The following is a 20,163-nucleotide window of genomic DNA, read 5'->3' as shown; positions in this document are numbered from 1 at the left end:
CTTATAGGGGAAAGTGGTCACCAGACGGCTGGATCGTCTTATTTTTTGTCGGATGTGTCCAGTGTCCCGTGTCGTGCGCGTGGGCTTAGGCTCTGTGGGCCAATCCCGGCTAACAATAACGACAGGTGGCCCCATGATCCCCAGAACCTTGTTCAGCTCTGAGCACGAACTTTTTCGTGACAGCGTGCGTACCTTCCTGGAAAAGGAGGCCGTGCCATTCCATGGGCAATGGGAAAAACAGGGCTACATCGACCGCGCCTTGTGGAACAAGGCCGGCGAGGCGGGAATGCTCTGCTCGCATCTTCCCGAGGAGTACGGTGGGCTGGGCGCCGACTTTCTCTATAGCGCGGTGGTAATCGAGGAAGTGGGGCGCCTTGGCCTGACCGGTATCGGTTTCTCCTTGCACTCCGATATTGTCGCGCCCTACATCCTGCATTACGGCAGCGAGGCGCTGAAGCACAAGTACCTGCCGAAACTGGTGTCCGGCGAGATGGTCACGGCCATTGCCATGACCGAGCCGGGCGCTGGCTCCGACTTGCAGGGGGTGAAAACCACGGCGGTGCTGGACGGCGACGAGTACGTGATCAACGGGTCCAAGACCTTTATTACCAACGGCTACCTCGCCGACCTGGTGATTGTCGTGGCCAAGACGGATCCCAAGGCCGGCGCCAAGGGCACCAGCCTGTTCCTGGTGGAGGCGGATACGCCTGGTTTTTCCAAGGGCAAGCGCCTGGAAAAAGTCGGCATGAAGGCCCAGGACACTTCCGAGCTGTTCTTCCAGGACGTCCGTGTGCCCAAGGAAAACCTGCTGGGGCAGGCCGGAATGGGCTTTGCCTATCTGATGCAGGAGTTGCCGCAAGAGCGCCTGACGGTGGCGGTAGGTGGTCTGGCGTCCGCCGAGGCGGCGTTGCAATGGACCCTGGAATACACCCGCGAGCGCAAGGCTTTTGGCAAGTCGATCGCCGACTTCCAGAACACCCGTTTCAAGCTGGCGGAAATGGCCACCGAGATCCAGATCGGGCGGGTCTTCGTCGATCGCTGCCTGGAGCTGCATCTGCAAGGCAAGCTCGATGTACCGACTGCCGCGATGGCTAAATACTGGGGTACCGACCTGCAATGCAAGGTGCTCGACGAGTGCGTGCAGTTGCACGGTGGCTACGGCTTCATGTGGGAATATCCGGTGGCCCGGGCCTGGGCGGATGCGCGCGTGCAGCGGATCTATGCCGGGACCAACGAAATCATGAAGGAAATCATCGCTCGCTCCCTGTAGCGCGTTGTCTCCTGCGTAGAGGCGAGCTTGGCGGGCCAGCTCGCTTCTATTCGGGAGGGCAGGTTACGGCGCCGGATTCGGGTGATCCTTGTGGATCGCCTCGATACCGGCCAGCACTTCATTCGACAGCTTCAGCTCGAGGCTGGCGATATTGCTGTCCAGTTGTTCGAGGGTGGTTGCGCCAATAATGTTGCTGGTGACGAACGGTTGCTGAGTGACAAACGCCAGTGCCATTTGCGCCGGATCCAGGCCATGCTCGCGAGCCAGGGCGACATACCGGCTGCAGGCCGCTTCCGATTGCGGGTTGAAGTAGCGGCTGAAGCGGCTGTACAGGCTCAGGCGGCCTTTGGCCGGGCGCGCCCCGCCTTCGTATTTGCCGGAAAGGAAACCGAACGCCAGCGGCGAGTACGCCAGCAATCCGCATTGTTCGCGAATGGCGATTTCCGCCAGGCCCACTTCAAAGCTGCGGTTGAGCAGGTTGTACGGGTTCTGGATCGATACCGCCCGTGGCCAGCCACGGCTCTCGGCGAGGGCCAGGAACTTCATGGTGCCCCAGGGCGTTTCGTTGGAAAGGCCGATGTGCCGGATCTTGCCGGCCTTGACCTGTTCGTCCAGGGCTTCGAGGGTTTCTTCCAGCGGGGTGAAGTCTTCTTCCTTGTGCTTGTAGCCCAATTGGCCGAAGAAGTTGGTGCTGCGCTCAGGCCAGTGCAACTGGTAGAGGTCGATCCAGTCGGTCTGCAGGCGCTTGAGGCTGGCATCCACGGCTTCGACGATATGCTTGCGGTTGTGTTTGAGCTGATTGTCGCGGATGTAGTCGATGGTGTTGCCGGGACCGGCGATCTTGCTGGCCAGGATCCAGTCGCCGCGATCGCCGCGAGCCTTGAACCAGTTGCCGATGTAGCGCTCGGTGGTGGCGTAGGTTTCGGCTTTTGGCGGCACCGGGTACATCTCGGCGGTGTCGATGAAATTGATTCCTGCTGCCTTGGCCCGTTCGATCTGGGCGAAGGCTTCGGATTCACTGTTTTGCTCGCCCCAGGTCATGCTTCCCAGGCAGATTGCACTCACGTTCAGGTCGGTTCGGCCTAGCTGGCGATAGTCCATCGGGTGCTCCTTCGGCAAAACAATCATAAAAGCAGGTTGAAATTTTTTTCGCAATCTGCATAATTCCGCAGCTCTTTCTGCAGTGGAAGTGATGCGCCGCCTGCCGAAGAATCTTGCCGTATAACGGACGCGCTGACCCGAGCCCCCGATAGCGTCTGTATCCGGCTGCCTTTGACTTGTCAAAGTACGCACTATTCAGTAAGATCCGCCGTCTAATTTACAGGGCGGCCCCTGAGGCTATAAAGAATGAAAACTTTTACTGCTAAACCGGAAACAGTTAAGCGCGACTGGTTTGTCGTCGACGCTGCTGGTCAGACCCTGGGTCGTCTGGCCACCGAAATCGCGAGCCGTCTGCGTGGCAAGCACAAGCCTGAGTACACCCCTCACGTCGACACCGGTGACTACATCGTCGTGATCAACGCTGAGCAAGTACGTGTTACTGGCGCTAAAACCACTGACAAAATGTACTACTCCCACTCCGGTTTCCCGGGCGGCATCAAGTCGATCAACTTTGAAAAGCTGATCGCCAAGGCCCCTGAGCGCGTGATCGAGACCGCGGTAAAAGGCATGCTGCCTAAGAACCCGCTGGGTCGCGACATGTACCGTAAGCTGAAAGTCTATGCGGGCGCTGCACACCCTCATACTGCTCAGCAGCCCCAAGAACTGAAGATTTAACGGAATAGTTCATTATGTCGGCGACTCAAAATTACGGCACTGGCCGTCGCAAGACTGCAACCGCACGCGTTTTCCTGCGTCCGGGCACTGGTAACATCTCCATCAACAACCGCTCCCTGGATAACTTCTTCGGTCGCGAAACTGCCCGCATGGTAGTTCGTCAGCCGCTGGAACTGACCGAGACCGTCGAGAAGTTCGACATCTACGTCACTGTTATCGGCGGTGGTGTGAGTGGCCAAGCTGGCGCTATCCGCCACGGCATCACTCGCGCTCTGATGGATTACGACGAGACTCTGCGCAGCGCCCTGCGTAAAGCCGGTTTCGTAACCCGTGACGCACGTGAAGTTGAACGTAAGAAAGTTGGTCTGCGTAAGGCGCGTAAGCGTCCGCAGTACTCGAAGCGTTAATTCGCTTTCGCGTTCAAAAAAACGCCCAATCTCCTCGCGGAGTTGGGCGTTTTTTTATGGGCGATTATTTTACGGTGTGACAACTTGCCACATCCGTGGAGCCCCTATACTACAGGGCTTGGGGCAGGGCCAAGTTGGTAATTACCTTGTCAGAGTAGGGGCTTTTCATTACCATTCGGCAAAATTTTTATAAGTTCAGATTTTTACTTAGTAGATGCCTGATTTAACAGGCCACAAAGCTGATGGGAGAGGACTGAATGAGCAATGACGGCGTGAATGCAGGCCGGCGTCGCTTCCTTGTAGCAGCCACATCCGTGGTGGGTGCTGCAGGAGCGGTGGGGGCTGCGGTCCCGTTCGTGGGGTCATGGTTTCCCAGTGCCAAGGCGAAAGCCGCAGGGGCACCGGTGAAAGTGAATATCAGCAAGATCGACCCAGGTCAGCAGATGATTGCTGAATGGCGTGGTCAGCCGGTATTCATCGTCCGCCGTACACAGGAAATCCTGGGGAATCTCAAAAAGATCGAGGGGCAACTTTCCGATCCCGACTCCAAGAACTCTGTTCAACCAACCTATGTCGATCCGGAAGTGCGCTCGATCAAGCCAGAGATTCTGTTGCTGATCGGTATTTGCACCCACCTGGGTTGTTCGCCGACCTTCCGCCCTGAAGTGGCGCCTGCGGATCTGGGCAAGGATTGGGTAGGTGGCTATTTCTGCCCTTGCCACGGCTCCCATTACGATCTGGCTGGCCGCGTCTACAAGTCGCAACCCGCGCCTTTGAACCTGCCAGTACCCCCGCATTCCTATGAGTCGGATGACCTTATTGTCATCGGCGTCGATACGGAGAAAGCGTGATGAGCAAGTTCATGGATTGGGTTGATGCGCGCTTCCCAGCGACCAAAATGTGGGAAGATCATCTCAGCAAGTATTACGCCCCGAAGAACTTCAACTTCTTCTACTTCTTTGGTTCCCTGGCTCTGCTGGTTCTGGTTAACCAGATCGTCACCGGTGTCTGGCTGACCATGAGCTACACCCCGTCGGCGGAAGAGGCTTTTGCTTCCGTCGAATACATCATGCGCGACGTCGAGTACGGCTCGATCTTGCGTCTGCTGCACTCCACCGGCGCTTCGGCGTTCTTCATCGTGGTTTATCTGCACATGTTCCGTGGCCTGCTCTACGGTTCCTACCAGAAGCCGCGTGAGCTGGTATGGCTGTTCGGCATGCTGATCTACCTGGCGCTGATGGCCGAAGCGTTCATGGGCTACCTGCTGCCTTGGGGACAAATGTCCTACTGGGGCGCCCAGGTGATCATCTCGCTGTTTGGTGCGATCCCGGTCATCGGTAACGACCTGACCCAGTGGATTCGTGGTGACTACCTGATTTCCGGTATTACCCTGAACCGCTTCTTCGCCTTGCACGTCGTAGCCCTGCCGATCGTGATTCTCGGTTTGGTGGTGCTGCACATCCTGGCGTTGCACGAGGTGGGTTCGAACAACCCGGATGGCGTGGACATCAAGAAGCACAAAGACGAAAACGGCATACCGCTGGATGGCATTGCTTTCCACCCGTACTACACCGTGAAAGATATCGTCGGTGTCGTGGTGTTCCTGTTCATCTTCTGTTCGATCGTGTTCTTCTTCCCGGAAATGGGGGGTTATTTCCTCGAGAAGCCGAACTTCGAACAGGCCAACCCGTTCAAGACGCCTGAGCATATTGCGCCGGTTTGGTACTTCACCCCGTTCTACGCGATCTTGCGTGCGGTTCCGGACAAGCTGCTGGGCGTGATTGCGATGGGTGCGGCGATCGCTGTGCTGTTCGTGCTGCCGTGGCTTGATCGCAGCCCGGTCAAATCCATGCGCTACAAGGGCTGGCTGAGCAAGATCTGGCTGCTGGTGTTCTGTGTGTCGTTCGTGATCCTGGGGATCCTGGGCGTTCTGGCACCGACTCCAGGTCGTACGTTGCTGTCGCAGGTATGTACCTTCCTGTACTTCGCCTACTTCATTCTGATGCCGTTCTACACCAGGCTCGAGAAGACCAAACCGGTTCCGGAAAGGGTGACTGGCTGATGAAAAAGCTATTTGCTGTACTGATTCTTGCTGCTATGCCTGTATTGTCCTTTGCGGCCGAGCACGGTGGTCCTGAGTTGGAAAAAGTCGACATCGACCTCTCCGACAAGGCCGCCATGCAAGATGGTGCGCGGACATTCGCCAACTATTGCATGGGTTGTCACAGCGCCAAGTTCCAGCGCTATGAGCGCGTCGCCGACGATCTGGGGATTCCTCATGATCTGATGATGAGCAAGCTGGTGTTCACGGGTGCGAAAATCGGTGATCACATGAATATCGGTATGCAGCCGGCAGACGCCAAGACCTGGTTCGGTGCGGCTCCGCCCGACCTGACCCTGGTGGCTCGTGTGCGTGGTACCGATTGGCTCTATGGCTACCTGCGTTCCTTCTACGAAGACCCTGCGCGTCCATGGGGCGTGAACAACAAGGTCTTCCCGAACGTGGGTATGCCTAACGTTCTGGTCGGCCTGCAAGGGCGCCAGGTCGTTGGCTGCAAACAGGTGCAGATCGTTGAAGACGGCAAGAAACAATACGATCCGCTGACCGGCACCGCGTTGACCCATGAAGCCTGCGACCAGCTGACCGTGCTGCCAAAAACCGGCACGCTCAACGAAGAGCAGTTCGACGAGAAGGTCAAGAATCTGGTGACCTTCCTGGCCTACTCGGCCAACCCGGTCAAGCTGGAGCATCAACGTATCGGCACCTATGTGTTACTGTATCTGGCCTTCTTCTTCGTATTCGCCTATCTGCTCAAGCGCGAATACTGGAAAGACGTTCATTGATAAAGCTGTAATTCATTGCTGTTAATCGTGCGCGCCCAAGGGCGTCTCTGAAGGTGTAACGAGTCTGGGTCATCCAGGCGTTACGGGAGGCGCCCTCTGGGCGCGCTCGTTTTTCTGCTTCCGATAATTTCAACAAGCGAGGAGGACCGCCATGGGCGTGACCAATCGGTTGGCCTGTTACTCCGACCCCGCCGACCACTATTCCCACCGGGTACGCATCGTGCTCGCAGAGAAGGGTGTCAGCGCCGAGATCATCAGTGTGGAGGCGGGGCGTCAGCCGCCGAAACTGATCGAAGTGAACCCTTACGGCAGTCTGCCCACGCTGGTCGATCGTGACCTGGCGTTGTGGGAGTCGACCGTGGTGATGGAATATCTGGATGAGCGTTACCCGCACCCGCCACTGCTGCCGGTTTACCCTGTGGCGCGTGCCAACAGCCGCCTGCTGATTCACCGGATCCAGCGCGACTGGTGTGGGCTGGTGGACCAGATACTGGATTCCCGGACCAAGGAAGCGGCTCGGGCCCAGGCCCGTAAAGAGCTGCGTGAGAGCCTGACCGGTGTGTCGCCGCTGTTCGCGGAAAAGCCGTTTTTCCTCAGTGAGGAACAAAGTCTGGTGGATTGCTGCCTATTGCCAATACTCTGGAGATTACCGATTCTGGGTATTGAATTGCCACGGCAAGCCAAGCCGTTGCTTGATTATATGGAGCGCCAGTTCGCCCGTGAGACGTTCCAGGCAAGCCTGTCTGGCGTTGAACGCGACATGCGCTAAGGCTTAAGGAGCCGCTATGAACTCCAGTCGACCTTATCTGGTCCGCGCGCTCTACGAGTGGATTGTGGACAACGATTGCACCCCGCACATGCTGGTCAATTCCGAGTATCCGGCGGTGCAGGTGCCTCAGGGTTTTGCCAGTGACGGGCAGATTGTCCTGAACATTTCGCCAAGTGCCGTGCGCCATCTGCACATGGATAACGAAGTGGTGACTTTCGAGGGGCGCTTCGGTGGCGTCCCGCATAGTTTGTACGTTCCTGTGCCAGCGATCCTGGGTATTTATGCTCGGGAGAATGGTCAGGGTATGGTGTTCGATCTGGAGTCGCCCCTGGATGACGAGGACGATGAAATCGAGCCGGATGATGACATCCCGCCACCGGATACCGAGCCGCCACGCCCAAGTGGTCGGCCTAGTCTGAAGGTCGTGAAGTAATAAAAAAGGCGATCCATCCGGATCGCCTTTTTTGTACCTGTACCTTTCGTTTACATCAGTCGATGTACTCGAACAGTTTGACGATTTTCTGCACGCCGGAAACGCCCTGCACCAGATTGGTCGCCTGGGTGGCTTCCTGTTGGGTCAGCAGGCCCATCAGGTAGACGATGCCGTTTTCCGTCACCACCTTGATGCGCGAGCCAGGAATGCTGGAGTCGGTCAGCATCTGGGTCTTGATCTTGGTGGTCAGCCAGGCGTCGTTCTGCCGGGCCAGCAGGGAGGAGGGTGGCAGAACCTGCAGTTCGTTGTGGACTTTTTTCACTCGCTGTACGGCGCTGGCAGCCTGCTCGGCGAGCGTCTTGAGGTCGGCGCGTGGGGTCTGGCCGGCGAGCAGGACGATGCCGTTGAAGCTGGTCACCACAATGTGCGAATTGTGGTCCAGGTCCGGGCTGGCCTTGGCGACGTTCACTTCGACTTTGGTCTGGATCAACGAATCATCGATCTTGCTGCCGAAGGTGCGGGTGCCGCGGTCGTCTTCGATCGGGCTTTCGCGGGTGGCGGTAATCACCGAGCTGCAACCGCTGATGCTCAAGGCTAGGGTCAGGGCCAGTAGGCCAAGGCGATTAGGGGTCATTCTTCACTCCCGAACAATTGGCTGTCGATCAAGTCGCAGAGGCAATGGATCGCCAGCAGGTGGACTTCCTGGATACGTGCGGTGACATTGGCCGGTACGCGAATCTCGACATCTTCTGGCAATAGCAGGGATGCCATGCCGCCGCCATCGCGCCCGGTCAATGCTACGACAATCATTTCGCGATCATGTGCGGCCTGGATCGCTTGAATGATGTTCGCCGAGTTGCCGCTGGTGGAAATCGCCAGCAGGACATCGCCGGGCTGGCCCAGGGCGCGGATCTGCTTGGAAAAGACTTCGTTGTAGCTGTAGTCGTTGGCTATCGAGGTGATCGTCGAGCTGTCGGTGGTCAGTGCAATGGCTGGCAGGCTCGGGCGTTCGCGCTCGAAGCGGTTGAGCAGCTCGGACGAAAAATGCTGGGCATCGCCGGCCGAGCCGCCGTTGCCGCAGGACAGCATTTTCCCTTCGTTGAGCAGTGCATTGACCATGACCTGGCTGGCTTGCTCGATGTGCGGTGCAAGTACGTCCATCGCCTGTTGCTTGGTGTCGATACTGGCCTGAAAAAGCTGGCGAATTCGGGATTGCATGTCCATCTGTGTGACCTTAAGTAGCGCGGCTTTCTGGCACGTGAATGTGCTGCCCGCAAAGCAAAGAGCAAAAGTGTTGAGTGAAAATATCCGGCTTGGCCCGAGAGCATCGATCAGCTTTCAAAGGCATTCCGTAGCCAGTTCAAATGAATTGTCGTGCCTGGGACACCGTCTATGGCGACCACATCGAAACGGCAAGGGTGGTTGGACCAGCGCGACTCGCGCTGCAGGAAAAACTGCGCGGCGAGTATCAGTTTCTGACGCTTGCGCGCGTCGATACTGCCGAGTGCGCCACCCCATTGCGTGTGTTGTCTGTAGCGGACTTCGACGAATACTACTGTATCGCCGTCAAGCATGACCAGATCAAGCTCGCCGCGTTTGCACAACCAGTTCTGCGCCAGCAGGCGCAGGCCCTGTTGTTCAAGATGCCGAAGCGCTTGGGCTTCGGCATCCTGACCGCTTTGCAGGCGTGATCTTTGTGGCATTAGCGCGGGGTATCAGGCAGGCGGGTGACCTGGCCGCTGACGAACTCGGCCCACGGCAACTGGCGTTGAATGCGCTGGCTCGGGCTCATGGTCAGGCTGCCTGACAGGCCGTCGATTCGGCTGTCCGGCAGCGCCTTGAGTTGCCCCAGGCGGGGTGCCAGTCGGTAGGCGTCGACGCCCATTGCATACAGTCGGCCCAGGCTGCCGCCAGCTTGTGGCCATTGCGCGGCTACCTGCTGGCGCAGTGGGTCATTGGCATCCAGCAGCCAGGGAGTTTCGCAGAAGCGTACGCCGTTCATGTCGTTGTACTGGTTCTGGTCGCCGCTGGCGCTGAAGACATGCGAAGTGGCATAGACCGGTACATCGCCGGCGTACTGAAAGTTCAGGGTCGGTTTGATCTGCTGTGCCTGTTGCGGGGTGGAGGCCAGGAAAATGAATTCGATGTCCTGGCGACGCGAAGGTTGTGCCGCTACCTGGGTGCCGGCGGCGTTCTGCAGGCTCTTGGCGCGGGCTTCGCTTTGACGCAGTTGGAACAGGTCGGCAATTTGCTGGGCCAGGGCTACCGGCTGATCGACGCGTTCGATACCGACCACGCTACCGCCGTTGCTTTCCCAGTCCTGGCGGAAAGCCTTGAGCACGCGATCACCCCATTCGCCGCGTGGCACCAGGACCGCAGCGCGGTGCAGGCCGTCGGCGCGGGCACGGCGGGAGACCTCGCGGGCTTCGTCTTCGGCGGCTAGGCCGAACTGGAACAGTTGCGCAGGGCCTTGTTCACCTTCGCTGTAATTCAATGCCAGGGTGGTGATAGGCAGTTGCGGGCGAGCAGCGAGTTGTTTGACCAGCGGTTTTTCCAGGGGGCCGACAACCAGTTGCACGCCATCTGCCTGGGCCTTGCGATAGAAGTCATCCAGCGAGGTCAGGCGCGAGCTGTCGTAGAACTCGATGCTGGGTGGTTTCTGGCCGGCTTGCTGGGCCTGATAGTGCGCGGCCATGAAGCCATCGCGCAGGGCCTTGGAGACCGCGGCCAGCGGGCCGTCCTGCGGCAGCAGCAGGGCGATCTTGGACAGCGGCTGGCTAGCCAGTTCCTTGAGTTTGGTCAGCGGCAGCGGCAGTTGAATGGCGGCCGGGTGCTTGGGGTTCTGTGCGCGCCAGTTGTCGATGGCGGCCTGCTGTTGTTCCAGGGTGCCAGCCGTCTTTACCGCCAGCGCCAGGCTCATCCAGCCGCCCAGGTCGTCGTTGCTGACGGCTTGCAGTTGGTCGGTCGGCAAGCTGGCGATCAAGGCCCAGATGGCTTCATGGTTTTTGCTGGCGGCATCGTCCTTGAGCAGTGGAGCAATGAAGATGCGCTCCCGTGCTGCTGCAAGCGCCTGGCCGTCCGCCTCGAGTGCGCGAGCATGGACAGTGCCGGTGCGGATCTGCTGCTCTTCCGGCAGTTCGCCCAGGCGTTGCAGGCTTGGGTGGCTCAGAGCGGTCAGGGCCGCCTTTGGCTGGTTGCGGCTCATGGCGAGTTCGGCGGCCAGGGTGCTGGCAAAAACCTGTTGGCCGGGCTTGAGCTGCTCCATCGGTACTTGCTGCAGGATTTGCGCTGCCTGGCCAGCATTGCCCTGGCGATAGGCCAGGTCGGCTGCGCTCAAGCGCAGCAGGGCTGCCTTGTCAGGTGTCTTGCTGTTGGCGGCCTGTTCGAGCAGTTGCTCGATGCTGGCATCCGGGGTCCGTGGAAGTTCGCCAAGGCTGGAGGAGGGCGAGCTGGCGCAAGCCGCCAGAAGGGCAGCAAGGCAGAGGGCAGAGAGCAGCCGCAGGCAAGCGATCATGTAAGTGTTCCTGATACTCGATCAAATTAGCGTGGAATTGTACCCAAGCGCTGGCCGGGGCGCGATGTTGCTGGCAATAAACCGTCTATTTTAGGTCGTGCAAATGTTGCAGGGCTTTGGAATGGCTGCTGCTATTGATAGGCACAAGCTGCCTGCGAGGCGTATTGCGAAGGCATCTACGCGCTACAATGGCGCTTTTACCGATCAAGAGGTGTGCGCTTTGACTGCTCCAGGTTCTTTGAATTCCGCTGCTGGCTCGCTTTATGTGGTGGCGACGCCCATCGGCAACCTGGACGACATCAGTGCCCGGGCCTTGAAGATCTTGCGCGAGGTGGCGCTGATCGCCGCCGAAGACACTCGTCACTCGCAGCGCTTGATGCAGCACTTCGGGATTTCCACTCCATTGGCTGCCTGTCACGAGCACAACGAACGGGATGAAGGCAGTCGTTTCCTGACTCGCTTGTTGGCGGGAGACAGCGTTGCGCTGATTTCCGATGCGGGCACACCGCTGATCTCTGACCCTGGTTACCACTTGGTGCGTCAGGCGCGGGCGGCGGGTATCAATGTCGTTCCCATTCCTGGGGCCTGTGCGTTGATTGCAGCCTTGTCGGCGGCTGGGTTGCCTTCCGATCGTTTTATTTTCGAGGGTTTTTTGCCGGCCAAGGCTGTCGGGCGGCGTGGGCGCCTTGAGCTATTAAAGGAAGAACCGCGCACGCTGATCTTCTATGAGGCACCACACCGCATCCTCGAATGTTTGCAGGATATGGAATTGGTGTTCGGTGGAGAGCGTCCGGCGTTGCTGGCTCGAGAGTTGACCAAGACCTTTGAAACTCTCAAGGGGTTGCCGCTTGCAGAGTTGCGAGCCTTCGTTGAAGCGGATAGCAATCAGCAGCGTGGCGAATGCGTGGTATTGGTGGCGGGGTGGTCGGCCCCTGACAGCGACGAGGCCGTGAGTGGTGAGGCGATGCGGGTTCTCGATCTGCTGCTCAAGGAAATGCCGCTCAAGCGGGCTGCGGCATTGGCGGCGGAAATTACCGGCGTGCGCAAGAATGTTCTCTATCAGGTGGCGCTGGATAAACAGAAAGGCGAGTAAACGCTGTCGGCGGAATGGCAAAGGGCTTTTATCGCTTGTTCTTCCGCCGCTCTGCCGTTAACCTGCGCGGCGGAGAGTCGATTGGACAGTCGCTGCCCTCTATGAAAATTAGAGGGGGGAGGAAAGTCCGGGCTCCATAGGGCGGAGTGCCAGGTAATGCCTGGGAGGCGTGAGCCTACGGAAAGTGCCACAGAAAATAACCGCCTAAGCACTTCGGTGCCGGTAAGGGTGAAAAGGTGCGGTAAGAGCGCACCGCACGTCTGGTAACAGTTCGTGGCTAGGTAAACCCCACTCGGAGCAAGACCAAATAGGGTTCCAAGGCGTGGCCCGCGCTGGAACCGGGTAGGTTGCTAAAGATGTCCAGTGATGGCCATCGTAGAGGAATGACTGTCCTCGACAGAACCCGGCTTACAGATCGACTCTCCACCTTTTCCCTCCCTGCTTGAATCAATAGCAGAAGTGCTTTTGTAATACCGAAAAGATCTTACTCTTAATAAATCACTTTAACTTCGCGGCACAGCTTCTTGAGCTGGTTGAAGTTATTGCATCAAATCCTTCGCCAAATTCCCGTTACCCCTCCTTTTAGTCTCCTAAATCTCCGTTCTATAAGGCTTTTCCGTCGCTCCGTGCCTTGACGGTGTGGTGGGCGCATTCCTATAGTGTGCGCAAGTGGCGGAAAGTGGCATGAAGTGGGTTTTTTGGGCGTAAAACGCTAAAATTTGGAGAAACGCTGACGTGTTTCGCGGAGCTAACGCTATCAGTCTCGATGCAAAGGGCCGTCTCGCCATGCCGAGCCGGTACCGTGACGAGCTCGTTTCGCGTAGTTCCGGGCAACTTATCGTCACTATTGATGCCGTTGATCCGTGTTTGTGTGTTTATCCCCTCGATGAGTGGGAAATTATTGAAACCAAACTGCGTGCCCTGCCTTCGCTACGTGAGGAAAACCGTCGCTTGCAGCGTTTGCTGATTGGTAATGCCGTCGATCTCGAGCTCGATGGCAGTGGTCGTTTTCTGGTTCCGCCGCGTCTGCGCGAATATGCCAAGTTGGACAAGCGCGCAATGTTGGTAGGCCAACTGAACAAGTTCCAATTGTGGGACGAGGATGCCTGGAATGCTGTTTCCGCAGCGGACCTGGCAGCTATTCAACAACCGGGCGCCATGCCTGATGAACTGCGTGATTTGATCCTGTGACTATTGATAGCGGCTTTAACCACATCACCGTACTGCTTGACGAAGCCGTCGAGGCTCTCGCCGTACGTCCTGATGGCTGCTATCTGGACGGCACCTTCGGTCGCGGCGGTCATAGTCGTTTGATCCTCAGCAAGCTTGGGCCGGATGGCCGGCTGCTCGGGTTCGACAAAGATCCTCAAGCGATTGCCACCGGGCAAGCGCTAGCGGCCGAAGACGGCCGCTTTGTCGTTGTGCAGCGCAGCTTTGCCGAGCTGGGTTCTGAAGTCGCGGAGCGCGGCCTTGATGGCAAGGTCAGTGGCGTGCTGCTCGACCTGGGGGTGTCTTCGCCGCAGCTCGACGATCCTGAGCGCGGCTTCAGTTTTCTCAATGATGGCCCCTTGGATATGCGCATGGACCCGTCCCGCGGCATCAGCGCGGCGGAGTTCGTCAATACCGCGCCGGTGGAAGAAATCGCCCGGGTATTCAAGGAATATGGCGAAGAACGTTTCTCCGGCCGCATGGCTCGTGCCGTTGTGGAACGCCGTGACATCAAGCCGTTCGAGCGTACCGCCGACCTGGCGGAAGTCTTGAAAGTCGCCAACCCTGCGTGGGAAAAGGGCAAGAACCCGGCAACCCGCGCGTTCCAGGGGCTGCGCATTCACGTCAACAATGAACTCGGCGATCTGGAGGCCGGCCTCGAAGCCGCGCTGGAGTGCCTGGAAATCGGCGGTCGCCTGGTGGTCATCAGCTTCCATTCGCTGGAAGACCGAATCGTCAAACTGTTCATGCGCAAATTGGTCAAGGGCGAGGCGGATAACCTGCCTCGCAACCTGCCGGTGCGTCACGTGGCTTTCGAGCCGAAAATCAAAGTCCATGGCAAAGCGCAGACGGCCTCCGATGCCGAGCTTAAAGCCAACCCACGTTCCCGTAGTGCTGTCATGCGCGTTGCGGAGAAGCTGCGGTGAGCAAGCTTTTCGCCAAACCACTTCCAGGCGGAAGCTTTTTCATGCTTCTGCTGTTTATCGGCGTCCTGGTGTCCGCGATTGCGGTGTCTTACAGCGCCCACTGGAATCGCCAGCTGCTCAACACGCTGTACGGCGAATTGAGTGTGCGCGACAAGGCGCAAGCGGAGTGGGGGCGGCTGATTCTCGAGCAAAGCACCTGGACCGCCCATAGCCGGATCGAAGTGTTGGCCACTGAACAACTGAAAATGCGCATTCCTGGCGCAGCAGAAGTCCAGATGGTGGCGCCATGATGAAGCTTGAAGGCGCGCTCTTTCCCTGGCGGTTCCGCCTGGTGCTGGGATTGCTCGGCATCATGGTGGCTGCGATTGCCTGGCGGATCATTGATCTGCAGGTCGTCGATCGCGATTTCCTCAAGGGGCAGGGCGATGCACGCAGCGTTCGGCATATTCCGATCCCGGCGCACCGTGGCCTGATTACCGATCGTAATGGCGAGCCGCTGGCGGTCAGTACGCCCGTGACCACCCTCTGGGCCAACGCCAAGGAAATGCAACAGGCCAAGGACAAGTGGCCATCGTTGGCGGCTGCCTTGGGGCAAGATCCCAAAGCGCTGGCCGAGCGTCTTGAAGCGCAAGCCAATAAAGAGTTTATCTACCTGGTGCGTGGCTTGACCCCAGAGCAGGGCCAGCAAGTTCTCGATCTCAAGGTGCCGGGCGTGTATGGCATCGAAGAGTTCCGGCGCTTCTACCCGGCCGGCGAAGTGACGGCGCACATGGTCGGCTTTACCGACATCGACGACCGCGGCCGCGAAGGTGTCGAACTGGCCTACGACGAGTGGTTGGCCGGGGTCCCGGGCAAGCGCCAGGTCATCAAGGATCGGCGCGGCAGACTGATCAAAGATGTCCAGGTCACCAAAAACGCCAAGGCCGGCAAGCCCTTGGCGTTGTCGATTGACCTGCGCCTGCAATACCTGGCCAACCGCGAACTGCGCAATGCCATCGTCGAAAACGGTGCCAAGGCCGGCAGCCTGGTGATCATGGATGTCAAAACCGGCGAAATCCTGGCCATGGTCAACCAGCCGACCTACAACCCGAACAACCGTCGCAACCTGCAACCGGCGATGATGCGCAACCGCGCCATGATCGATGTGTTCGAGCCGGGTTCGACCATGAAAGCCATCTCCATGAGTGCGGCGCTGGAAAGTGGCCGTTGGAAGCCGAGCGACACCGTCGAGGTTTATCCGGGCACGCTGCAGATCGGCAAATACACCATTCGCGACGTATCCAAGACTGAAGGTCCGGTGCTCGACCTGACCGGGATTCTGATCAACTCCAGTAACGTCGGCATGAGCAAGATCGCCTTTGATATCGGCGGCGAAGCCATTTTCCGCCTGGCGCAGAAAATCGGCCTCGGTCAGGACACTGGCCTTGGCTTCCCGGGCGAGCGCGTCGGCAACCTGCCGAACTACCGCGAGTGGCGCAAGGCCGAGACAGCCACGCTGTCGTATGGCTATGGCATCTCGGTGACGGCGATTCAGTTGGTTCACGCCTTCTCGGCGCTGGCCAATAACGGTCGCATCGCTCCGCTGACTCTGATCAAAACCGACAGGACACCGGAAACCACCCAAGTGATTCCGGAAAAAGTCGCCAAGACCATGCAAGGCATGTTGCAGCAGGTGATCGAGGCTCCGCGTGGCGTGTTCCGTGCCCAGGTGCCGGCTTATCACGTGGCCGGCAAGAGTGGTACCGCGCGTAAGACTTCGGTTGGCACCAAGGGCTACGCCGAGAACTCCTACCGCTCGCTGTTCGCCGGTTTCGGCCCGATGAGCGACCCGCGCTACGCCATCGTCGTGGTGATCGACGAGCCGAGCAAGGCCGGTTACTTCGGTGGCCTGGTATCGGCACCGGTGTTCAGCAAAGTGATGTCCGGCACCCTGCGTCTGATGAATGTCTCGCCGGACAACCTGCCACCTACCCAACAAGCCAATGCAGCACCAGCTAAAGGAGGGCGCGGCTGATGTCTCTTAGCCTGAACAAGATTTTCGCCCACGCTGGCCGTGATCTGCTGATTCGCGAACTGACCCTCGACAGCCGCAATGTGCGTGCTGGCGATCTGTTTCTCGCGGTGCCTGGCGGCAAGTTCGACGGACGTGCGCACATTGCCGATGCCTTGCAGCGCGGCGCGGCTGCCGTGGCTTATGAAGTCGAAGGCGCTACCGTTCTGCCGATTACCGACGTGCCGCTGATTCCGGTCAAAGGCCTGGCTGCGCAACTGTCGGATATCGCCGGGCGTTTTTATGGCGATCCGAGTCGCAACCTCAATCTGATTGGCGTGACCGGCACCAACGGCAAGACCAGCGTGACCCAATTGGTGGCGCAGGCGCTCGATCTGCTGGGCCAGCACTGCGGTATCGTCGGCACCCTGGGCACTGGTTTTTATGGCTCCCTGCAAAGCGGGATGCACACCACGCCGAACCCGATTGCCGTGCAGGCCACCCTGGCCGACCTGAAAAAGGCCGGCGCCAAAGCCGTCGCGATGGAAGTGTCGTCCCACGGTCTCGACCAGGGCCGCGTCAGCGCCTTGGCCTTCGATGTGGCGGTGCTGACCAACCTGTCTCGCGACCATCTGGATTATCACGGGACCATGGAAGCCTATGGCTCCACCAAGGCCAAGCTGTTCGGCTGGACCGACCTGGGTTGCCGGGTCATCAATCTCGACGATGAATTCGGCCGCCTGTTGGCCGGCGACGAGCAGGATTCGCGGCTCATCACCTACAGCCTCGAGGATCCTCGCGCCTACCTGTATTGCCGCGAAGCGCAATTCGACGACGAAGGCGTGCGTGCGACCCTGGTGACGCCGCAGGGTGAACATCATCTGCGCAGTACCTTGCTCGGCCGTTTCAACCTGAGCAACGTGCTGGCTGCGGTTGGCGCCTTGCTCGGCCTGGATTACGCCCTCGATGAGATCCTGCGCGTGCTGCCGAAGCTGGAAGGTCCGGCCGGCCGCATGCAGCGCCTGGGTGGCGGCTCGCAACCGCTGGTGGTGGTCGATTACGCCCATACCCCGGATGCCCTGGAAAAAGTATTGCTGGCCCTGCGTCCTCACGCCAAGGGTCGTTTGCTGTGCCTGTTCGGTTGCGGTGGCGATCGCGATCGCGGCAAGCGTCCATTGATGGCGGAAGTGGTCGAGCGCCTGGCCGATGGCGTGCTGGTCACTGACGACAACCCGCGTACGGAAGATCCGGCGCAGATCTTCGATGACATTCGTGCCGGTTTCAGTGCTGTGGACAAGGTCGAGTTTGTTTCTGGTCGTGGCCTGGCTATTGCGCGACTGGTTGCCGGGGCCTCGGCGGACGATGTCATTGTCCTGGCCGGTAAAGGTCACGAGGACTATCAGGAAATCAACGGCGTGCGCCTCGACTTCTCCGACTTGGTGGAAGCCGATCGGGCGCTGACCGCGTGGGAGGTGGCCCATGCTTAAGGCCATGAAACTCAGTGAACTGAGCGGACCGCTGGCGGGGCGCCTGCTGGCTGGCGATTGCAGTTTCGATGGCGTGAGCATCGACAGTCGGGCAATCAAGCCGGGACAACTCTTCATTGCCTTGGCCGGGCCGCGTTTCGACGGGCACGACTACCTGAATGAAGTCGCCGCCAAAGGTGCCGTCGGTGCCCTGGTCGAGCGCGAAGTGCCAGACAGCACGCTGCCGCAGTTGCTGGTCAGCGATACCCGGCAGGCGCTTGGCCAGCTGGGGGCACTGAATCGAGCGGCATTCACCCAGCCTGTAGCGGCGATTACCGGCTCCAGCGGCAAGACCACGGTCAAGGAAATGCTGGCGAGCATCCTGCGTACGCGCGGGCCGGTGCTTGCCACACGCGGCAATCTGAATAACGACCTGGGCGCACCTTTGACCCTGCTGGAACTGGCCCCGGAGCACACCGCGGCAGTGATCGAGCTGGGGGCTTCGCGCATCGGCGAAATCGCCTACACCGTGGCGATGACCAAGCCGCAGGTAGCCATTATCAATAACGCCGGGACCGCCCATGTGGGCGAGTTTGGCGGGCCGGAAAAAATCGTCGAGGCCAAGGGCGAGATTCTCGAAGGGCTGGATGCTTCCGGAATCGCCGTGCTCAATCTCGACGACAAGGCCTTCCCAATCTGGAAAGCCCGCGCCGCTGGCCGCCGGGTGCTGAGTTTCGCCCTGAGCAACAGTGCAGCCGATTTTTACGCCTCGGATATCGAACGCGATGCCCGCGGTTGCCCGAACTTTACCCTGCACGCTGGCAACGACTCCGAACATGTCCAGCTGAACCTGCTGGGAACCCATAACGTTGCCAATGCCCTGGCCGCGGCCGCCGCCGCCCATGCCCTGGGCGTGTCTCTATTCGGCATCGCCACCGGGCTCAATGCGGTGCAGCCGGTCAAGGGGCGCACCGTCGCCCAGCTGGCGAAAAACGGCATGCGGGTCATCGACGACACCTATAACGCCAACCCCACGTCAATGTGCGCGGCCGTTGATATACTCGCCGGCTTTTCCGGCCGCACCGTCCTGGTGCTCGGAGATATCGGCGAGTTGGGCGATTGGGCGGAGCAGGGGCACCGCGAAGTGGGTGCTTATGCGGCCGGCAAGGTGTCGGCGCTCTATGCCGTGGGCCCGATGATGGCCCATGCAGTCGCGGCCTTCGGCGAGCACGCCCAACATTTCGCCAGCCAGGCCGAGCTGATCGCAGCCCTGGGCGCCGAGCAAGATACAAACACCACTATTTTGATCAAGGGATCGCGCAGCGCGGTGATGGAAAACATCGTCGCGGCTTTGTGTGATTCCAGCACGGAGAAACATTGATGCTGCTGCTGCTAGCGGAGTACCTGCAACAGTTCTACAAAGGCTTCGCGGTCTTTCAGTACCTGACCCTGCGCGGGATTCTCGGGGTACTGACTGCACTGGTGCTGTCCTTGTGGCTGGGGCCGTGGATGATCCGCACTTTGCAGACTCGCCAGATCGGCCAGGCCGTGCGTAACGATGGTCCGCAATCGCACCTCTCCAAATCGGGTACCCCGACCATGGGCGGCGCACTGATTCTTTCGGCAATCGGTATCAGCACCCTGCTGTGGGCCGACCTGAGCAACCGCTATGTGTGGGTGGTGCTGCTGGTCACCCTGCTGTTCGGTGCCATCGGCTGGGTCGATGACTATCGCAAGGTGATCGAGAAAAACTCCCGTGGCCTGCCGAGCCGCTGGAAGTATTTCTGGCAATCGGTATTTGGCCTGGGCGCGGCGATTTTCTTGTATGTCACCGCGCAAACCCCGGTCGAAACCACCTTGCTGATTCCCATGCTCAAGGACGTCAGCATTCCGCTGGGCATCGGTTTCGTGGTCCTGACCTATTTCGTGATCGTCGGCTCCAGCAACGCGGTCAACCTGACCGATGGCCTCGACGGCCTGGCGATCATGCCGACCGTGATGGTGGGCGGCGCCCTGGGCATCTTCTGCTACCTGTCGGGTAACGTGAAATTCGCTGAATACCTGCTGATTCCTTATGTCCCGGGGGCCGGTGAGCTGATCGTTTTCTGCGGCGCGCTGATTGGTGCGGGGCTGGGCTTCTTGTGGTTCAACACTTACCCGGCCCAAGTCTTCATGGGCGACGTCGGCGCATTGGCGCTGGGCGCGGCCCTGGGCACCATCGCGGTGATCGTTCGCCAGGAAATCGTCCTGTTCATCATGGGCGGCGTGTTCGTGATGGAAACCCTGTCGGTGGTCATTCAGGTGGCCTCCTTCAAGTTGACCGGTCGTCGTGTGTTTCGCATGGCGCCGATTCACCACCATTTTGAACTCAAGGGCTGGCCCGAGCCGCGTGTGATCGTCCGCTTCTGGATCATCACCGTGATTCTCGTGCTGATCGGCCTTGCCACCCTGAAGCTGAGGTAGAAC

At 59.3% G+C, this 20,163-nt stretch carries 21 protein-coding genes and 1 other RNA gene; 17 read left to right on the top strand and 5 right to left on the bottom strand.

The genetic code is table 11. The features are described from left to right. Positions 1-133: 133 nt before the first annotated feature. Positions 134-1,270: an acyl-CoA dehydrogenase family protein gene (locus BLV20_RS14770; RefSeq protein ID WP_092302614.1), complete on the top strand. Its 1,137-nt coding sequence runs from the start codon at positions 134-136 to the stop codon at positions 1,268-1,270. Between the two features lie 63 nt (positions 1,271-1,333). Here the strand turns inward: BLV20_RS14770 and BLV20_RS14765 are convergent, their stop codons facing one another. Then, the gene (locus BLV20_RS14765; RefSeq protein ID WP_092302612.1) at positions 1,334-2,371 is read right to left on the bottom strand and encodes an NADP(H)-dependent aldo-keto reductase; all 1,038 of its coding nucleotides are present in this window, start codon (positions 2,369-2,371) and stop codon (positions 1,334-1,336) included. A 246-nt stretch (positions 2,372-2,617) separates the two neighbouring features. On the opposite strand from BLV20_RS14765, the gene rplM reads away from it, so the two are divergent. The 7 genes from rplM to BLV20_RS14730 all read left to right on the top strand — a co-directional run bounded on the left by rplM (position 2,618) and on the right by BLV20_RS14730 (position 7,499). Next, complete coding sequence (rplM, locus tag BLV20_RS14760) at positions 2,618-3,046, top strand: 50S ribosomal protein L13 (protein ID WP_007928449.1); 429 nt, start codon at positions 2,618-2,620, stop codon at positions 3,044-3,046. Between the two features lie 14 nt (positions 3,047-3,060). Then, positions 3,061-3,453, top strand: a complete 393-nt coding sequence (gene rpsI / locus BLV20_RS14755; RefSeq protein WP_003228056.1) for a 30S ribosomal protein S9 — start codon at positions 3,061-3,063, stop codon at positions 3,451-3,453. 257 nt (positions 3,454-3,710) lie between these two features. Continuing rightward, a complete protein-coding gene (gene petA, locus BLV20_RS14750; protein WP_007928454.1) occupies positions 3,711-4,304 on the top strand; it encodes a ubiquinol-cytochrome c reductase iron-sulfur subunit in 594 nt (197 codons plus the stop codon). Continuing rightward, positions 4,304-5,515, top strand: coding sequence for a cytochrome b (locus tag BLV20_RS14745; protein ID WP_092302610.1), 1,212 nt, complete (start codon positions 4,304-4,306; stop codon positions 5,513-5,515). The genes petA and BLV20_RS14745 overlap by 1 nt, the downstream gene beginning before the upstream one ends. Further along, on the top strand, positions 5,515-6,297 hold the full coding sequence (locus tag BLV20_RS14740; RefSeq protein ID WP_092302608.1) for a cytochrome c1: 783 nt from the start codon (positions 5,515-5,517) through the stop codon (positions 6,295-6,297). Before BLV20_RS14745 ends, BLV20_RS14740 begins: the two co-directional genes overlap by 1 nt. Positions 6,298-6,448: 151 nt before the next feature. Continuing rightward, positions 6,449-7,066, top strand: coding sequence for a glutathione S-transferase N-terminal domain-containing protein (locus tag BLV20_RS14735; protein ID WP_075121597.1), 618 nt, complete (start codon positions 6,449-6,451; stop codon positions 7,064-7,066). A gap of 16 nt (positions 7,067-7,082) precedes the next feature. Then, a complete protein-coding gene (locus tag BLV20_RS14730) occupies positions 7,083-7,499 on the top strand; it encodes a ClpXP protease specificity-enhancing factor (RefSeq protein WP_092302606.1) in 417 nt (138 codons plus the stop codon). A gap of 55 nt (positions 7,500-7,554) precedes the next feature. On the opposite strand, the gene BLV20_RS14725 is transcribed toward BLV20_RS14730, so the two are convergent. From BLV20_RS14725 to BLV20_RS14710, 4 genes are all read right to left on the bottom strand, one after another. Beyond that, a complete protein-coding gene (locus BLV20_RS14725) occupies positions 7,555-8,133 on the bottom strand; it encodes a BON domain-containing protein (protein ID WP_092302604.1) in 579 nt (192 codons plus the stop codon). After that, a complete protein-coding gene (locus BLV20_RS14720; protein ID WP_007928463.1) occupies positions 8,130-8,723 on the bottom strand; it encodes a phosphoheptose isomerase in 594 nt (197 codons plus the stop codon). Before BLV20_RS14720 ends, BLV20_RS14725 begins: the two co-directional genes overlap by 4 nt. 107 nt (positions 8,724-8,830) lie before the next feature. Beyond that, a complete protein-coding gene (locus BLV20_RS14715) occupies positions 8,831-9,202 on the bottom strand; it encodes a YraN family protein (protein WP_092302602.1) in 372 nt (123 codons plus the stop codon). Beyond that, positions 9,202-11,013 carry a penicillin-binding protein activator gene (locus BLV20_RS14710; protein ID WP_092302600.1) on the bottom strand — a complete coding sequence of 604 codons (1,812 nt, stop codon included), beginning with the start codon at positions 11,011-11,013 and terminating at the stop codon, positions 9,202-9,204. Before BLV20_RS14710 ends, BLV20_RS14715 begins: the two co-directional genes overlap by 1 nt. A 220-nt stretch (positions 11,014-11,233) precedes the next feature. On the opposite strand from BLV20_RS14710, the gene rsmI reads away from it, so the two are divergent. The 9 genes from rsmI (at position 11,234) to mraY (ending at position 20,160) form a co-directional block, all read left to right on the top strand. Continuing rightward, the gene (gene rsmI, locus BLV20_RS14705; protein ID WP_256577793.1) at positions 11,234-12,106 is read left to right on the top strand and encodes a 16S rRNA (cytidine(1402)-2'-O)-methyltransferase; all 873 of its coding nucleotides are present in this window, start codon (positions 11,234-11,236) and stop codon (positions 12,104-12,106) included. A 73-nt stretch (positions 12,107-12,179) separates the two neighbouring features. After that, positions 12,180-12,533, top strand: an RNA gene (gene rnpB, locus BLV20_RS14700) — RNase P RNA component class A. 308 nt (positions 12,534-12,841) lie between these two features. Then, complete coding sequence (gene mraZ, locus BLV20_RS14695) at positions 12,842-13,297, top strand: division/cell wall cluster transcriptional repressor MraZ (protein WP_003205355.1); 456 nt, start codon at positions 12,842-12,844, stop codon at positions 13,295-13,297. After that, positions 13,294-14,241, top strand: a complete 948-nt coding sequence (gene rsmH / locus BLV20_RS14690; RefSeq protein WP_371914318.1) for a 16S rRNA (cytosine(1402)-N(4))-methyltransferase RsmH — start codon at positions 13,294-13,296, stop codon at positions 14,239-14,241. Before mraZ ends, rsmH begins: the two co-directional genes overlap by 4 nt. Further along, the gene (gene ftsL, locus BLV20_RS14685) at positions 14,238-14,531 is read left to right on the top strand and encodes a cell division protein FtsL (RefSeq protein WP_009050721.1); all 294 of its coding nucleotides are present in this window, start codon (positions 14,238-14,240) and stop codon (positions 14,529-14,531) included. The genes rsmH and ftsL overlap by 4 nt, the downstream gene beginning before the upstream one ends. Beyond that, on the top strand, positions 14,531-16,255 hold the full coding sequence (locus BLV20_RS14680; RefSeq protein WP_175540200.1) for a peptidoglycan D,D-transpeptidase FtsI family protein: 1,725 nt from the start codon (positions 14,531-14,533) through the stop codon (positions 16,253-16,255). Before ftsL ends, BLV20_RS14680 begins: the two co-directional genes overlap by 1 nt. After that, positions 16,255-17,718 (top strand): UDP-N-acetylmuramoyl-L-alanyl-D-glutamate--2,6-diaminopimelate ligase, encoded by a 1,464-nt coding sequence (locus BLV20_RS14675; RefSeq protein ID WP_092302596.1) that lies wholly within the window; start codon positions 16,255-16,257, stop codon positions 17,716-17,718. Before BLV20_RS14680 ends, BLV20_RS14675 begins: the two co-directional genes overlap by 1 nt. After that, the gene (murF, locus tag BLV20_RS14670) at positions 17,711-19,078 is read left to right on the top strand and encodes a UDP-N-acetylmuramoyl-tripeptide--D-alanyl-D-alanine ligase (RefSeq protein ID WP_092302594.1); all 1,368 of its coding nucleotides are present in this window, start codon (positions 17,711-17,713) and stop codon (positions 19,076-19,078) included. Before BLV20_RS14675 ends, murF begins: the two co-directional genes overlap by 8 nt. After that, positions 19,078-20,160, top strand: a complete 1,083-nt coding sequence (gene mraY / locus BLV20_RS14665; protein WP_007928475.1) for a phospho-N-acetylmuramoyl-pentapeptide-transferase — start codon at positions 19,078-19,080, stop codon at positions 20,158-20,160. The genes murF and mraY overlap by 1 nt, the downstream gene beginning before the upstream one ends. The last annotated feature ends 3 nt before the right edge of the window (positions 20,161-20,163 follow it).

The sequence above is a fragment of the Pseudomonas sp. NFIX28 genome (assembly GCF_900107395.1).
Classification (GTDB): domain Bacteria; phylum Pseudomonadota; class Gammaproteobacteria; order Pseudomonadales; family Pseudomonadaceae; genus Aquipseudomonas.
Note: the sequence above shows the minus strand (reverse complement) of the source record. Positions and strands in the feature narration are given on the sequence as shown.